Source organism: Nonomuraea sp. NPDC050680 (assembly GCF_040654555.1).
Taxonomy (GTDB): Bacteria; Actinomycetota; Actinomycetes; order Streptosporangiales; family Streptosporangiaceae; genus Nonomuraea.
Genome location: NZ_JBFAIF010000002.1, coordinates 208,056 through 222,813 on the forward strand (window position 1 = coordinate 208,056; position 14,758 = coordinate 222,813).

Below are 14,758 nucleotides of genomic sequence, written 5' to 3' on the forward strand. Positions count from 1 at the left end.
CGACGAGGGTGTCCGTCACACCCGTCACAGGAACAACAGGACACGCCCTCGCGTCTATTCACGAGAAAGCTCTTTACCGAACGCGGGTAAGAAAGGACTGATCTGGGGGATGAGCGGCGAGCAGCGGAAGTTCGAGCTGAGCATGCCGCAGATCGCGGGAAGTGCCCTGGCGGCGGTCACGGCGGCGGTCGGAGCCTCCTACCTCGGTGTGGGGGGAACGGTGATCGGCGCGGCGCTGATGAGCGTGGCGAGCACGGTCGCCACCGCCGTCTACACGCACTACCTCAAACGTACGGGCGAGAAGGTCAAGCAGCACACGGTGATCGCCTGGCGTGACTCCGGCGCGCAGGATTCTCCGCCCGAACGTGACGAGGGCCAGGGCGAGCTGGCGACGGCCGCGCACGCTACGGTGCGTAACCCCGGTGCGGCCATGGAATCGGGTGAAATCCCGCGGCCGGGCGAGACCACGCTGGTCATGGCGCCGATCGAGGTGCCGGCGCGACGGCGCGTGCCGTGGGCGAAGACGGGGATGGCCGCGGCGCTGGTGTTCGGGGTGAGCATGGGCGGCATCCTGACCTACCAGACCATCGCGCAGACCACCGTGCACGACCAGCTCACCGGCGGCAAGCCGGTGACCGACCGCGACAGGGCGCCCGGCAAGGAGAAGGACGAGCCCGCGGGCCGGCCCCGGACGACGCTCTTCAGCGACCCGGCGACGCCCAGCGGCACGCCGGCCACCTCGCCGAGCGCGAGCCCGAGCGCGACCGCCTCGCCGACCCGCTCGTCCCAGAGCCCGACGCCGACGCCCACCGGCACGGACAAGGACGCGAGCAAGGACCCCGGCAAGAACACGGTGGAGCCGTCGAGCCCGTCCGCGACCAGTTCGGCCCAGAACCCCGACGGCATGACCGAAGCGCCGTCCGCCCCGACCGAGCCGCAGCAGTCGCAACCGGCGCAGCAGGACCAGCCCGCCGAAGCACAGTGACGCCGAAGCACAGTGACGCCGAAGCACAGTAAGAGGCGCGGTACAAAGCAGGCCGCCTACCCCAGAACCGTCTCCAGGTAGGCGTTGCCGAACAGCCGTCCCGGATCCAGCCGATCCCGTAGCGCCACGAAGTCCGCGAACCGCGGGTATACCGTCCCCAGATACGTCGCGTCCCGGGTGTGCAGCTTGCCCCAGTGCGGCCGCCCGCCCAGCCGCGTCATGATCTCTTCCACCTCGGCGAAGTACGCGGGATTGGGCGTGGGCCGATAGATGTGGCAGGCGACGTACGCCGACTGACGGCCGTACGCCGTTGACAGCCACGCCGTGCTGGCCGGCGTCACCCGCACCTCCACCGGAAACGTGATCCGCCACCCCATCCGCTCCACCAGCGCCCGCGTCTCCCGCAGCGCCTGGCCGAGGTGCTCGCGCGGCACCGCGTACTCCATCTCCAGGAAGCGCACGTCCCGGCGTGAGGTGAAGATCTTGTGCGACGCGTCCACGGCCTCGGAGTCGCCGAGCGCGGCGGCGCTGAGACCGTTGATCCGCGGGATCAGCCCGGGGCATCGGGCCCCCAGGGCGCAGGCGGCGCCGAACAGCGTGTTCTCCAGGAAGACGTTGTCCAGCCAATACCTGACCGAGCCGGGCGGCCGGGCCGGGCCCGGGTCGCGGTTGTTGGTCTTGACCAGGCACGCGTCGGTGTGCGGCAGCCAGAAGAAGTCGAGATGCTCGTTGTCCGCGGTCAGGGAGTCGAGCGAGTCGAGGATGCCGCTGAGCGTCATCCGGCGCCGCCGGTTGCGCAGCAGGAAGGCGGGTTCCACCCGGAACGTCACCGAGGTCAGCACCCCGAGCGCGCCCAGCCCCACCCGCGCGGCGTCGAACAGGTCCTCCCCGGCGACGGCCGTCACCACCGAGCCGTCCGCGAGCACCAGCTCCAGCGCCTCGACCTGGTCGGCCAGGCCGCCGCTGTCGCGCCCGGTGCCGTGTGTGCCGGTCTGGATGGCTCCCGCGACCGTCTGGTCGGTGATGTCGCCCATGTTGGCCAGCGCCAGTCCACGCGCGGCGAGCAGGGAGTTCAGCTCCCGCACCGTCGTGCCGGCGCGCACGGTGACGCGGTCGTCGGCGAGGGAGATGACGCCGGTCAGCGCGGTAGGGCGGAGCATGACGCCGTCGGTGAGGGCCACTCCGGTGAAGGAGTGGCCCGTACCGATCATGCGCAGGCGGCGGCCGGCGGCGGCGGCGTCCTTGACGGCGCCTACGACGTCCTCGGTCGAGGCCGGGGTACGCACCTCGGCGGGCGCGGCCGTCTGGTTGCGGGCCCAGTTCGTGAAGACCATGGCCGCCCTCGCGCTAGAGCATCGTTTGGATTAAACGTGAACGATACTCAGTTCGTCCAGCCTTCCGGAAGCGGGAAGGCGTCGCCGGGCTGCAGGTTCTGCGACTTGATGATGTCGGAGACCTTCACCAGCGTGTAGCCGCGGCTCTGCAGCAGCTGCACGAGCGACGGCATCACGTCGACGGTCTGCTTCACCCAGTCGTGCATGAGGATGATGCCGTCGCGCTTGGCCACGGCCAGCGTCTGCTTCTTGATCTCCGCGGCGTTCTTGGTCGCCCAGTCGCGTGAACCGGCGGTCCACAGGATCATCGGCATGCCGAACTCGGCCGCGACCTCCGAGGTCTGGATGTCCAGCATGCCGTACGGGGGCCGCAGCAGCTTGGGCTCGACGCCCGCGGCCTTCTTGACGGCGTCCTGGGTCTTCTGGATCTCGCTCTTGACGGCGTCCGGCTCGATGGTGGTGAAGTTCTTGTGCGTGTAGCTGTGGTTGCCGAGCTCGTGGCCCTCCTTGGCCATGCGCTTGACGAAGGCGGGGCGGCTCTTCACGTACTGGCCTTCGAGGAAGAACGTCGCCTTGGCGTCGTACTTCTTCAGCGTGTCGAGGAGCGTTCCCGCGTACTTGCCCGGCCCGTCGTCGAAGGTCAGGGCGAGGCACTTGACCTGCTCGTCAGTGCAGTCCACTGTCTTCGCCTTGGCCTGGGCGACGGTGGCGGACTTGGCCGGGGCGGGCTGACGGGGGGTGGCTGAGGCGGTCGCCGGTGTCAGAGTGACAGCAACAGCCGCGATAGCCAGAAGTGAAGTGATTTGTCGGGACATGACGAAAGCTTTCGTTTGTGAAGGGTGTTGCGAGGGTTGTTCGACCGTAGCGGATCAGTTCCCGGCGGGTGAAGGTGCCTCGGGAAGTCTCAGCAAACCCGAACCTCCGACGCCCACGACGACCGCGACCGCCGCCGCGGCGAGCGTGAAGCCGTAGGCGTTGGACGCTCCGAACGTCTCCGTGAGCCGTCCCCCGGCCCACGCTCCGATCGCCACCCCGAACCCGATCGACGTGGAGATCCACGCCAGCCCTTCGGTGAGCACTGAGGGCGGTACGAGCCGCTCGGTGAGGGAGAAGCCGGTGATGAGCGTCGGCGAGATCGCGAGCCCGGCCAGGAAGAGACCGAAGGCCATGATGCGCACGTCGCCGATGAACATGATCGGCAGCAGTCCCACCACGAGCACCCCGAGCGCCCGTACGAACCGGTGGCGCAGCGAGGCCCGCCAGTGCCGCGACCCGAACCAGAGCCCCGACACCATCGACCCGCCCGCGATGGCGGCCAGCAGGAACCCGGCGGCGCCCTTGACCCCGTGCTCCTCGGCGAAGGCCACCGTGATCAGGTCGACCGACCCGAACACCGCCCCCAGCGCCAGGTAGACGCAGGACAGCAGGGCGATCCCCGGAATCAGGATGGCCATCCCGGTGCCGGACTCGCCCGGCCGTATCGGTGGCTGGGTACGCCGCTGCGCCGCGAGTGCGAGGGATCCGCCGAGCATGCAGACCAGCGCCACCAGCAGTCCCATGTACGGGTTGACCGCGGTGGCCAGCACGGTGACCAGCGCCGGTCCGGCGACGAAGATCATTTCGTCGGCCACGGACTCGAACGCGAAGGCCGTGTGCAGCTTGGCCGAGCCGCCGTGCAGGTGCGACCAGCGCGCGCGGACCATCCCGCCCAGGGACAGGGAGGTGGCGCCGACCGCCAGCCCGGCGGCGTACAACGTCCACTCGGGCAGCCCGAAGCCCGCCGACAGCATGAGCGCGGCCAGCGAGAGCGCGTTCACGATCGAGAAGGGCACGATGACCCGGGCCTGCCCGAACCTGTCGACCAGCCGCGCGGTCAAGGGGGCGGCCACCGCGAAGGAGACGTTGGTGGTGGCGGCGACGGCGCCCGCGGTCGCGTACGACTCGGTGAGGCCGGAGATCAGCAGCACGACGCCGATGCCGAGCATGGACATCGGCATCCGGCCGACGAAGCCGGCCAGCACGAATCCCTTGATGCCGGGCCCCTTGAACAACCCCCGATAAGGCCCGACCACGTTCGTTCCTCTCCCTTGACGCGCCCCAACATTTACGCGTGCGCTGACCGGACAGCAAGTGATTTTTCCGGCAACTCGGCTAACGTGTGCCGGGTGTCCGGTCTTCCCTCGTTCCGCGCCGTCCTGATCGTGATCGCTTCGGTCATCGCCGTCTCGGTCGTGGCCGTGGGAGTGGCGCTGTCCACGCGGGACGACCTGTTCGCGAGTACGGCCGACCAGCAGCCGGTACGGAAGGCACAGAAACCGGCCCAGAAGACGCAGCCGCAGACCGCCGGTCTCGACAAGATCGTGCCCACGGCCGAGCCGGTGAAGGACTTCGGCGAGGGCGGCCCCAGCATCACCCCGACCCCGCCCCGTGTGCTCGCGATCGCCCGCGCCGAGGTGCCCAAGACCACCCGGTTCGCCCTGGCGAAGCTCAAGCACGTGCAGAAGGTCGCCGTCGTCGACGCGGGCTCGGTCCGGGTGTCGGGCACCGGGCTGAACCTGCTCGCCGTCGACCCGGCCGACTTCCGCTCCTGGACGCCCAAGGCCGTCGCCGACCAGCCGGCCGTGTGGAGCGCGCTGTCCAGGGGCGAACTGGTCGCCGACACCTCGGCCGTACGCAGGCTCGGCATGATCCTTGGCGCCGAGTACCAGGTGGACGGCGGCCCCCGCCTGCGCGTCGCGGCCTCGGCCACGCTCGGCCTGTCGGGGATCGACGGCCTGGTGGGCGCCGACATGGGCAAGGCACTCGGCCTGGCGCCGGGCGTCGCGGTCCTGCTGCACGGCAAGCCCGGCATCAGCGAGCCGGGCGTACGCAAGCTGCTCGGCAAGGGCGCCCAGGTCGTGACGCTCGGCGCCCGTCCCAAGGCCCAGCCGACGCAGCCGGCCCAGCAGACGGCCAAGCCGCAGCAGCAGGTCAACGTCGGACGGCCCAGCAGCTACCTCGACCTGTACAAAGCCTCGGCCACCCACTGCCCCGGCCTGTCATGGACCGTGCTGGCGGCGATCGGGCAGGTGGAGAGCGGGCACGGCCGCAACAACGGCCCATCGAGCGCGGGCGCGCTCGGGCCGATGCAGTTCATGCCCGCCACCTGGAAGCACTACGGCGTGGACGGCGACGGCGACGGCAAGTCCGACATCTGGAGCCCGTACGACGCGGTGCCCGCGGCGGCCAAGTACCTCTGCGCGAACGGCGCCGGCCAGGGCGGCCAGAAGCTGCGCAAGTCGATCTGGTTCTACAACCACTCGTGGGACTACGTGAACAAGGTGATGGGCATCGCCGAGGCGTACGCCCGCGCCTACACCTGAGGCCCGCGCGTGTCTACGCCTGACGCCGCCGCGGCGGCGGGCAGCAGGTGAGCCCGCAGGGCTGCGGCTCGGGCTCCTCCATCAGCTCGCGGATCATGCGGACGAAGGCCGGGTGGGTGCCCGCCGTCGCCGCGCGCTCCATGGGCAGGCCCAGCTCGGTGGCCACCTGCCTGGCCTCGGTGTCGAGGTCGTAGACGACCTCCATGTGGTCGGAGACGAACCCGATCGGCACGAGCACGACCGAGCGGGCGTCGCTCTTGCGCAGATGGTCGCAGACGTCGGGCTCCAGCCACGGCACCTCGGGCGGACCGCTGCGCGACTGCCACACCAGCTCCCACGGCTGGGTGCGGCCCAGCGCCGCGTTGACCAGCTCGGCGCTCCTGCGCAGCTGCGCCTCGTAGAGGCCGCCGTAGGGCCCGGCGGTGCGCGCCATCGAGACCGGCACGCTGTGCGCGGTGAACACCAGCCGGGCGTCGTCGCGGCCGAGCCGGTCGAGCGCCTGCCCGACGTGGTCGGCCATCGCGGCGACGAACCCCGGATGGTCCCCGAAGTGCCGCATCTTGACCAGCTCGGGACCGCCCTTGACGGAGATCCTGGCTATGTCCTCGTAGTACTGGCGGCAGCTGGAGTAGCCGGCGAACGCCGAGGTGGCGAACACCGCCGCCTTGCGGATCCCGTCGGCCATCATCCGCTGGACGGTCTCCTCGCCGAACGGCTCCCAGTTGCGGTTGCCCCAGTAGACGGGCACATCGACCACCGGGCGCAGCGCCTCGATGAGCGCGCGATTCTGGCCGTTGATCGGGCTGACCCCGCCGAAACCCTGGTAGTGCTCGGCCACCTCCAGCAGCCGCTCCTGCGGCACACCCCGGCCACGCACCACGTTCTCCAGAAACGGCAACACGTCCTCAGGCCCCTCGGGCCCACCGAACGACAGCACCAGCAGAGCGTCGTAGTTCCCCACGTGCCCACCCTATTCCGGCGAGGGAGCGCCGCCGCCTGGGGCCCGCAAGTGAGTGGCGACGCCCCGAGCGGGTCTCTACGGAGCTAGGCAAATCAACAGGGTACGTTCTATGGAGTGAGCGCATTCGACGATATTCGTGACTATGTTGCCATCCCCCGGGTTCTCTCGCTGAAGCTCTCGCCCGACGGCTCCCGGCTGATCTCCGCGGTCCAGTCTCTCAACCCCGACGGCAAGTCGTACGGCACCGCGCTCTGGGCCACTCCGATCGACGGTGAGCCCTACCGGCTGACCCGCTCGGCCAAGGGTGAGAGCGCGGCGGAGTTCACCGACGCGGGCGACCTGCTGTTCACCTCGGCCCGTCCCGACCCGACCGTCAAGGACGCCACCGACGAGGTGCCCTCGCTGTGGCTGCTGCCCCGCTCGGGCGGCGAGGCCCGGCAGGTGGCCGCCCGTCCCGGCGGCGTCGGCGCCTTCCGTACGGCCGGTGACGTGGTGGTGTTCGCCGCCGACGTGCTCAGCGGCGAGGAGGCGGCCGAGGAGGAGCGCCGCAAGGCGCGCAAGGACGCCGGTATCAGCGCGATCCTGCACGAGAGCTACCCGGTCCGCTACTGGGACCACGACCTCGGCCCCGGCCACACCCGGCTGTTCGCCGCGAAGCTCGGCGCGGACCGGCTGGAGGACGTACGCGACCTGACCCCCGACCCGGGCGAGGCGCTGCGCGACGTCACCTTCGCGCTCACGCCCGATGGCGCCACCGTGGTCACGACCTGGCGTACCCTCCTCCCGGATGCCGAGCAGCGGGTGGACCTGGTCGCCATCGACGTGGCCACCGGTGAGCGGCGCACGCTGTTCACCGAGGAGGGCCACGACTTCTACGGCCCGATCGCGGTCTCGCCCGACGGCGCCCGCGTCGCCTGCGCGCGCGAGCGCCTGGCCGGGCTCGACGTCTCCGTCCGCATCGACCTGTGGATCGGCGACCTGGCCACGGGCGCGGGCCGTACCTACGCGCCCGAGCTGTTCCCGGCGGACGTCGAGTGGGCGCCCGACTCGTCGGCCGTCTACCTCGTGGCCGACCATCGGGGCCGCCGCCCGATCTTTCGCGTGCCGCTGGACGGGGAGGTCGCCCGGCTGACCCAGGACGACGCCGCCTACCTCGGGCTCAACGCATCGGCCGACGGCCGGTTCGTCTACGCGCTGCACAGCGCCGTCGACCGCACCCACGGCCCGGCCAGGATCGACACCGCCACCGGCGAGATCACCGATCTGCCCTCGCCCGCCCCGCGCCCCGAGCTGCCCGGCACGCTGACCGAGGTCTCCGCGACGGCCGACGACGGCACCACGATCCGCGGCTGGCTCACGCTCCCCGAGGGCGCCTCGGCCGACGACCCGGCGCCGATCCTGCTCTGGATCCACGGCGGTCCCGTCGCCTCGTGGAACGACTGGCAGTGGCGCTGGAACCCCTGGATCATGGTCCAGCACGGCTATGCCGTCCTGCTGCCGGACCCGTGCCTGTCCACCGGCTACGGTCAGGAGATGATCGACCGCGGGTGGGGCGACTGGGGCCCGCGTACACTCGCCGATCTCGACGCGATCGTGGACGTGGTCGTGGCCAGGGACGACATCGACGGCGAGCGGATCGGCGCGATGGGCGGCTCCTACGGCGGCTACATGGCCAACTGGATCGCCGGCCACAGCGACCGCTACAAGGCCATCGTCACCCACGCCGCCCTGTGGAACCTCGACCAGTTCGCCGGCACCACCGACGCGGCCCAGTACTGGCAGCGCGAGATGGGCGAGCCCGGCTCCGAGCGCTACGCCAAGCTGTCCCCGCACCACGGGCTCGACAGCATCACCACGCCGATGCTCGTCATCCACGGCGACAAGGACTACCGGGTGCCGATCGGGGAGGCGCTGCGCCTGTGGTGGGATCTGCAGCGCCGCAACGTCGAGTCGAAGTTCCTGTACTTCCCCGACGAGAACCACTGGATACTCAAGCCCGGCAACGCCATTGCCTGGTACGAGACCGTTCTGGCCTTCCTCGGCCAGCACGTCCTCGGCCAGGAATGGAAGCGCCCGGACTCGGTGGCGTGATGAGCGATTCACGGGCCCTGCTCGAACTGGCCGAGGACATCGCGCGCGAGGCGGGCGACATGCTGCTCGCCAAGCGGCCCACGATGTCGGAGGTCGTCGAGACCAAGTCCAGCCCCACCGACGTGGTCACCGCCCTGGACACGGCCTCGGAGCGGCTCATCCGCGCCCGCGTCCTTGCGGCCAGGCCCGGCGACAGCGTCCTGGGGGAGGAGGGCGGCGAGGCCGCCGGCGACTCCGGCGTGCGCTGGATCGTCGACCCCATCGACGGCACGGTCAACTTCCTGTACGGCCTGCCCGAGTGGGCGGTGTCGATCGCCGTCGAGGTGGGCGGCGAGATCGTCGCCGGCGTGGTGAACGTGGTGCCGCGCGGTGAGGTGTTCACCGCGGCGCGCGGCCGGGGCGCCTGGCTCGGCGGCGAGCGGCTGCGCTGCAACACCGGCGTGCCGCTGTCGCAGGCGCTGGTCGCGACCGGCTTCGGCTACCTGCGCGAACGCCGGGCCGTGCAGGCCCAGGTACTGGCGTCGGTGCTGCCGCGGGTACGCGACATCAGGCGCGGCGGCTCGTGCGCCGTCGACCTCTGCTCGGTGGCCTCGGGCCGGGTGGACGCCTACTACGAGCGGGGCACCAACTACTGGGACTTCGCCGCGGCCGGGCTGGTCGCTACCGAGGCGGGGGCCAGGCTGGGCGGGCTGAACGGCAGGCCGCACAGCAACGACTTCGTGCTCTGCGCGGCGCCGGGGCTGTTCGACGAGCTGCACGACCTGCTCGTGCCGCTGGATCCCCAACGCGACGCCTGACGGCGCGTGGATCCCCAGCGCGATGCCTGACACTGTGACGTGACAGCACGAAAACAGCCGGAGCCCTTGTCCAGGGCTCCGGCCGTTTCGTCACACGAGGCGCCGATCAATGAGGCAACGGGACGCCGTTGTCATCCGCCAGGCGGCGCAGGTCCTCGATCTCGGCGGTGAGGGTGTCGGCGAGGTAGTCGTCGCCGGTGCACCGGGCCTCCCGAAGGCCCTTGTAAGCCTGGTCGAGGCGGCTTTCGATCGTGGTCGTGAACTCGCCCATCTCACCTACTCTCTTCAGGGGTTGGGAGCGAAGAGCGCCCACCACGCGCGGGAAAGCCGAAAGAGGCATACGGCGATGGGTGTCCCGCAGGCATACCCCGCCCCATCGCTTACCGAAACATGAATTTGGCTGTGCCTTGCGGCACACATGCTCTGACATGCCTTACCGTGCGCTTATCGCAGGTGTGGGCAGAATGAAGCAGCGGATCCGGAGAGAGGTGCCAGTCGTGCGAGTGCTGGTTGTAGAGGACGAGCGGGTGCTCGCCGATGCGATCGCGACCGGTCTGCGGCGCGAGGCCATGGCGGTGGACGTGGCCTATGACGGGGGCGGCGCGCTGGAGCGCACCTCCTACATCGACTACGACGTGATCGTCCTGGACCGCGACCTGCCGGTCGTGCACGGGGACGAGGTCTGCCGCCGCCTGGTGGAGCAGCGTACGTCCTCGCGCATCCTGATGCTGACGGCGTCCGGCGACGTCGACGACAAGGTGGAGGGGCTCGGCCTGGGGGCCGACGACTACCTGGCCAAGCCGTTCGTCTTCATCGAGCTGGTCGCCCGGGTCCGCGCGCTCGGCCGCCGGTCGGCGCCGGCCCTGCCGCCCGTCCTGGAGCGGGGCGGGATCCGGCTGGACCCGGGCAAGCGGCTGGTCGAGCGCGAGGGCAAGGAGGTCATCCTCACCAAGAAGGAGTTCGCGGTCCTGGAAGAGCTGATGCGGGCGGAGGGCGCCGTCGTCAGTCAGGAGGACCTGCTGGACAAGGCGTGGGACGAGAACATCGACCCGTTCACCAACGTGGTCCGGGTGACGATGATGACCCTGCGCAAGAAGCTGGGGGATCCGCAGGTGATCGAGACGGTGCCCGGAGTGGGATACAAGTTGTGACTCAACGGCCGGAGCGCGAGGCCATGCCGACGCATCCGATGATCAGCCCGCACTCGGAACGGGTCGTGGCGCGGGCGGAGCAGGCGCCGCCGCCGAGCGGCCCGCCCGTCTGGGACGGCCCGCCCCCGCCGTCCTACGCCCGGCCGCAGCGGACCACGATGGAGGTGGTCAAGGCGCTGCCGGGCCGGGTGAGCATCCGGTGGCGGCTCACCATCGCCTACAGCGCGCTGTTCTTCGTGGCCGCGGCGGTGCTGCTCGTCTCGATCTACGCCATCGTCGGCACGGCGATCACCACCGCGTGGCTGGACCTCGACACCAGCAGCATCGACGCCCTCAACGCGTCCATCATGCAGGCGCGGTGGTACGCCGCCAGGGACCAGACCGTCGCCAGCGCCCGCGACGCGCTGCTGCAGAGCTCCTTCATGGCGCTGGCGGGCGTCGGCATCCTCTCGCTCATCCTCGGCTACTTCGTCGCCGACCGGGCGATGCGCCCCGTGAGCCAGATGACGGCCACGGCCAAGAAACTCTCCGAGAGCACCCTGGCCCACCAGCGCATCGACCTGGAGGGCCCGGACGACGAGCTGAAGGAGCTGGCCGACACCTTTGACGCCATGCTCACCCGGCTCAACATCGCCTTCGACACCCAGCGCAGATTCGTCGCCAACGCCTCGCACGAGTTGCGAACACCCCTCACCATCAACCGGACGGTCCTGGAGATCGCCCTGTCCGATCCCGAGGCGTCAGAGGACCTCAAGGCGCTCGGCCGTACTCTGCTCGAAGTCAACGCGCGCAACGAGAAGCTCATCGAGGGACTGCTGCTGCTCGCCAGGAGCGAACGCGAGCTGGCGGTACGCAAGCCGCTGGACGTCCAGGAGGTCGCCCAGACGGCCGTCGAGCAGGTGACTCCATTCGCCGAAGATAACGGCGTAACCATCACCACCGATCTGGTCAGCGCGCCTACCATAGGCGATCCGGTCCTCTTGGAGCGGTCCGTCAGCAACCTGCTCGAGAACGCCGTCAAGTACAACATTCCGGAAAACGGAAAAGTATGGATCCGAACGGGAATGGTAGACGGTGCACTGGTTGTTCAGGTGGCCAACACAGGGCAGCATGTCCCTGCGTACGAGGTGAACAGCCTGTTCGAGCCCTTCCGGAGGCTCCACGCGGATCGGGTGGATTCGGCGAAGGGATCTGGGCTGGGGCTGTCCATCGTTCGTGCTGTTGTGCAGGCTCACGGCGGAAATGTGACCGCTGTGCCGCGGGAGGGCGGAGGACTTGTGGTGACCATTCGGCTGCCGAGCCGCTGATCCGGCGTGTTGCACCACGGTGGGCGTCTCGTTCTCGCCGCACATGTGGTTGGATGTGCCGTCGAACGCGGTGGGGCATGCCGCCAAGGCTGTGGGTTTCGCCATATTTGGCTAACCATTGCCGACGGCAGCGGGCCCTGACGTGTTGGGAGGTTCATGGTTCCTTCCTGCTGGGTACCGATGCAAAAATTCCCCCGGCAGAACGGGCACAAGATGAGGCTCCTGGACGTTAGAAGACGCGCGACGAGCGCGAAGACGTATAGATGAGGGGGATGGAGCAAGCACGATGGCTACCGATTACGACAGCCCGCGCAAGACGGACGACGACCTGGGGGAAGACAGCCTCCAGGAGCTCCAGGCGCGGCGCACCGACAAGTCGTCGGGCAGTATCGACATCGATGAGACCGATCTGGCCGAGTCGCTCGAACTACCCGGTGCCGACCTGTCGAACGAAGAGCTCAGCCTGCGCGTGATTCCGCGCCAGGCGGACGAGTTCACCTGCTCGCGTTGCTTCCTCGTGCACCACCGCAGCCAGCTGGCCTCCGAGAAGAACGGCCAGCAGGTGTGCCGGGAGTGCGCCGCCTGACGAAGGAGGAGGCTCCGCGTGGCCGCACCTGAGAAGGACAGGCAACCAGACGACGAGATCGCCGACCCCGAGCAGGAGGTCGGCGAGCTCGTAGGTAGGCTCGCCGACTCCGGTGAGCTGGAGCCGGCCGAGCGGCGACGGCTGCTCGGCCGTCTAGCCCGCGCTCTGGCCTCCGGCGCGCGCAAGACGCGTGAGACCGGGGTCGGGCGTGGACGCTGGCTGGCGGATGTGTTCATGAACATCGCGCCCCGCATCCCCATCAGAGACCTGCACACGCTCTCCGAGCACCACCACGGCCTGACCGGCGAGCAGCTCGCCGACGATCTGGTGCGCACCGCCCAGAAGGCGACCATGACGGTCGGCGCCATCGGCGGAGCGCTCGCCGCGGCCGAGTTCGCGGCGCCACCCCTCCTCCTCTCCGCTCCGGCCCAGCTCGTGGCCGAGACCATGGTGGTGGCCGCCATCGAGGTCAAGCTGCTGGGCGAGCTCCACGAGATCTATGGCGTACGCGTCTCGGGCACCGGCACCCAGCGCGCGGCCGTCTTCGCCGCGGCCTGGGCCAGGCAGCGCGGCGTCGACCCCCTCGCGCCCGCCTCCGTCACCCTCGCCCTCGGCACGGCCACGAAGACCGCCCTGCGCAACCGTCTCATGCGTACCCTTGGGCGCCACCTGACCACGCTGGGCCCGTTCCTCACCGGCGCCGTCGCCGGCGGCGCGCTCAACCGGATGGCGACCAAGAAGCTGGGTGCGGCCATCCGTAACGATCTGCGCGGCAAGCTGCCGCCCGGCAGCCGCTCGCCGGAGATCCGGCCTTAAAGACGTACGGGGTCGTGCTGGGCTAATTGTCCCGCTCGTCGATGACCCGCCGGAGCTTGCCCACCGAGCGCTCCAGCGTCTCCGGGTCCACCACCTCGACCTCGACCTGCACGCCGATCGTGTCCTTGACGACCCTGCGCAGCGTCTGCGCTGCCTCTGCGCGGGCCGCTGTGCCGTCCTGCGGGCCCGGTCGCGCCTCGACCCTGACCGTCATCACGTCGAGCCGCTCCGGTCTGGTGAGCCGTACCTGGAAGTGCGGCGACAGCCCCGGCACGCGCAGCACGATCTCCTCGATCTGGGTGGGGAAGACGTTCACCCCGCGCAGGATGATCATGTCGTCGGTACGGCCCGTCACCTTCTCCATCCGCCGGAACGCCGGCCGCGCGGTGCCGGGCAGCAGCCTGGTCAGGTCGCGGGTCCGGTAGCGGATGATCGGCAGCGCCTCCTTGGTGAGGCTGGTGAAGACCAGCTCGCCGGACTCGGCGGGAGCCCCGGTGAACGGGTCGACGGTCTCGGGATAGAAGTGGTCCTCCCAGACGTGCAGGCCGTCCTTCGACTCCACGCACTCGTTGGCCACGCCCGGGCCCATCACCTCGGACAAGCCGTAGATGTCCACGGCGTCCAGGTCGAAGCGGTCCTCGATCTCCGCGCGCATCTCCTCGGTCCACGGCTCGGCGCCGAAGACGCCGACGCGCAGCGAGCACGCGCGGGCGTCCAGGCCCTGCCGGTCGAACTCGTCGAGCAGCGCCAGCATGTACGAGGGCGTGACCATGATGACGTCCGGCCGGAAGTCGGTGATCAGCTGTACCTGGCGGGGCGTCATGCCGCCGGAGACCGGTATCACCGTGCAGCCCAGCCGCTCGGCGCCGTAGTGGGCGCCCAGGCCGCCGGTGAACAGGCCGTAGCCGTACGAGATGTGCACGATGTCGCCCGGCCGGCCGCCCGAGGCGCGGATCGAGCGTGCCATGACCTCGGCCCAGACGTCGAGGTCGTTCTTGGTGTAGCCGACCACCGTCGGCTGCCCGGTGGTGCCGCTGGAGGCGTGCACCCGCGCCACTCGCTCCCGTGGCACGGCGAACATGCCGAAGGGGTAGCAGTCGCGCAGGTCCTGCTTCGTGGTGAAGGGGAACTTCACCAGGTCGCCGAGCTCCTTGCAGTCGGCGGGGTGGACGCCATGCTCATCAAACTTTTGCTGATATTTCGGGACATTTTGGTAGGCATGGTGGAGTGTCCGTTGGAGGCGCTCCAGCTGGAGCGCCATGAGCTCGTCGCGCGAAATCCGCTCGATCGGGTCGAGGTCGCCGGGCTGAGGGGCGGCGCCGAGTCTCATCTCATCTCCTTGCCGCGGTGCCGGCGTCCATCATGCGC

General features: G+C 69.8%; 14 protein-coding genes. 8 read left to right on the top strand and 6 right to left on the bottom strand.

Annotated features, from left to right (window positions below; genetic code table 11):
* The first annotated feature begins 109 nt into the window (after window positions 1-109).
* Window positions 110-985 (top strand): hypothetical protein, encoded by an 876-nt coding sequence (locus AB0H88_RS07515; RefSeq protein ID WP_357642429.1) that lies wholly within the window; start codon window positions 110-112, stop codon window positions 983-985.
* 56 nt (window positions 986-1,041) lie between these two features.
* Here AB0H88_RS07515 and AB0H88_RS07520 read toward each other — a convergent pair whose 3' ends face one another.
* The 3 genes from AB0H88_RS07520 to AB0H88_RS07530 all read right to left on the bottom strand — a co-directional run bounded on the left by AB0H88_RS07520 (window position 1,042) and on the right by AB0H88_RS07530 (window position 4,391).
* Window positions 1,042-2,319, bottom strand: coding sequence for a D-arabinono-1,4-lactone oxidase (locus AB0H88_RS07520; protein WP_357642432.1), 1,278 nt, complete (start codon window positions 2,317-2,319; stop codon window positions 1,042-1,044).
* 47 nt (window positions 2,320-2,366) lie between these two features.
* Window positions 2,367-2,999 carry a polysaccharide deacetylase family protein gene (locus AB0H88_RS07525; RefSeq protein WP_357642434.1) on the bottom strand — a complete coding sequence of 211 codons (633 nt, stop codon included), beginning with the start codon at window positions 2,997-2,999 and terminating at the stop codon, window positions 2,367-2,369.
* 189 nt (window positions 3,000-3,188) lie between these two features.
* Window positions 3,189-4,391 (bottom strand): MFS transporter, encoded by a 1,203-nt coding sequence (locus AB0H88_RS07530; RefSeq protein ID WP_357642436.1) that lies wholly within the window; start codon window positions 4,389-4,391, stop codon window positions 3,189-3,191.
* Window positions 4,392-4,484: 93 nt separating this feature from the next.
* On the opposite strand from AB0H88_RS07530, the gene AB0H88_RS07535 reads away from it, so the two are divergent.
* Window positions 4,485-5,681, top strand: coding sequence for a lytic transglycosylase domain-containing protein (locus tag AB0H88_RS07535; protein WP_357642439.1), 1,197 nt, complete (start codon window positions 4,485-4,487; stop codon window positions 5,679-5,681).
* A gap of 13 nt (window positions 5,682-5,694) precedes the next feature.
* Here AB0H88_RS07535 and AB0H88_RS07540 read toward each other — a convergent pair whose 3' ends face one another.
* On the bottom strand, window positions 5,695-6,642 hold the full coding sequence (locus tag AB0H88_RS07540) for a ferrochelatase (RefSeq protein ID WP_357642441.1): 948 nt from the start codon (window positions 6,640-6,642) through the stop codon (window positions 5,695-5,697).
* 114 nt (window positions 6,643-6,756) lie between these two features.
* Between AB0H88_RS07540 and AB0H88_RS07545 the strand changes: the two genes are divergently transcribed.
* Window positions 6,757-8,733: a S9 family peptidase gene (locus AB0H88_RS07545; protein WP_357642443.1), complete on the top strand. Its 1,977-nt coding sequence runs from the start codon at window positions 6,757-6,759 to the stop codon at window positions 8,731-8,733.
* Complete coding sequence (locus AB0H88_RS07550; protein WP_357642445.1) at window positions 8,733-9,530, top strand: inositol monophosphatase family protein; 798 nt, start codon at window positions 8,733-8,735, stop codon at window positions 9,528-9,530. The genes AB0H88_RS07545 and AB0H88_RS07550 overlap by 1 nt, the downstream gene beginning before the upstream one ends.
* A 106-nt stretch (window positions 9,531-9,636) precedes the next feature.
* Here AB0H88_RS07550 and AB0H88_RS07555 read toward each other — a convergent pair whose 3' ends face one another.
* Complete coding sequence (locus AB0H88_RS07555; protein ID WP_357642447.1) at window positions 9,637-9,801, bottom strand: hypothetical protein; 165 nt, start codon at window positions 9,799-9,801, stop codon at window positions 9,637-9,639.
* Between the two features lie 226 nt (window positions 9,802-10,027).
* Here AB0H88_RS07555 and AB0H88_RS07560 point away from each other — a divergent pair, with 226 nt between their 5' ends.
* The 4 genes from AB0H88_RS07560 to AB0H88_RS07575 all read left to right on the top strand — a co-directional run bounded on the left by AB0H88_RS07560 (window position 10,028) and on the right by AB0H88_RS07575 (window position 13,390).
* Complete coding sequence (locus AB0H88_RS07560; RefSeq protein WP_357642450.1) at window positions 10,028-10,681, top strand: response regulator transcription factor; 654 nt, start codon at window positions 10,028-10,030, stop codon at window positions 10,679-10,681.
* Complete coding sequence (locus AB0H88_RS07565; RefSeq protein ID WP_357642452.1) at window positions 10,678-11,988, top strand: HAMP domain-containing sensor histidine kinase; 1,311 nt, start codon at window positions 10,678-10,680, stop codon at window positions 11,986-11,988. The genes AB0H88_RS07560 and AB0H88_RS07565 overlap by 4 nt, the downstream gene beginning before the upstream one ends.
* Window positions 11,989-12,274: 286 nt before the next feature.
* Entirely contained in the window at window positions 12,275-12,574 is a 300-nt protein-coding gene (locus AB0H88_RS07570) for a DUF4193 domain-containing protein (RefSeq protein WP_020542847.1), read from the top strand.
* Between the two features lie 18 nt (window positions 12,575-12,592).
* Window positions 12,593-13,390: a hypothetical protein gene (locus AB0H88_RS07575; protein WP_357642455.1), complete on the top strand. Its 798-nt coding sequence runs from the start codon at window positions 12,593-12,595 to the stop codon at window positions 13,388-13,390.
* Between the two features lie 22 nt (window positions 13,391-13,412).
* Here the strand turns inward: AB0H88_RS07575 and paaK are convergent, their stop codons facing one another.
* A complete protein-coding gene (gene paaK / locus AB0H88_RS07580) occupies window positions 13,413-14,720 on the bottom strand; it encodes a phenylacetate--CoA ligase PaaK (protein WP_357642457.1) in 1,308 nt (435 codons plus the stop codon).
* Window positions 14,721-14,758: the final 38 nt, after the last annotated feature.

Bases quoted from the DNA above. Each gene is read 5' to 3' on its own strand.
- AB0H88_RS07515 (WP_357642429.1), top strand. From the start codon at position 110: ATGAGCGGCGAGCAGCGGAAGTTCGAGCTGAGCATGCCGCAGATCGCG.
- AB0H88_RS07520 (WP_357642432.1), bottom strand. From the start codon at position 2,319: ATGGTCTTCACGAACTGGGCCCGCAACCAGACGGCCGCGCCCGCCGAG.
- AB0H88_RS07550 (WP_357642445.1), top strand. From the start codon at position 8,733: ATGAGCGATTCACGGGCCCTGCTCGAACTGGCCGAGGACATCGCGCGC.
- AB0H88_RS07555 (WP_357642447.1), bottom strand. From the start codon at position 9,801: ATGGGCGAGTTCACGACCACGATCGAAAGCCGCCTCGACCAGGCTTAC.
- AB0H88_RS07570 (WP_020542847.1), top strand. From the start codon at position 12,275: ATGGCTACCGATTACGACAGCCCGCGCAAGACGGACGACGACCTGGGG.
- paaK (WP_357642457.1), bottom strand. From the start codon at position 14,720: ATGAGACTCGGCGCCGCCCCTCAGCCCGGCGACCTCGACCCGATCGAG.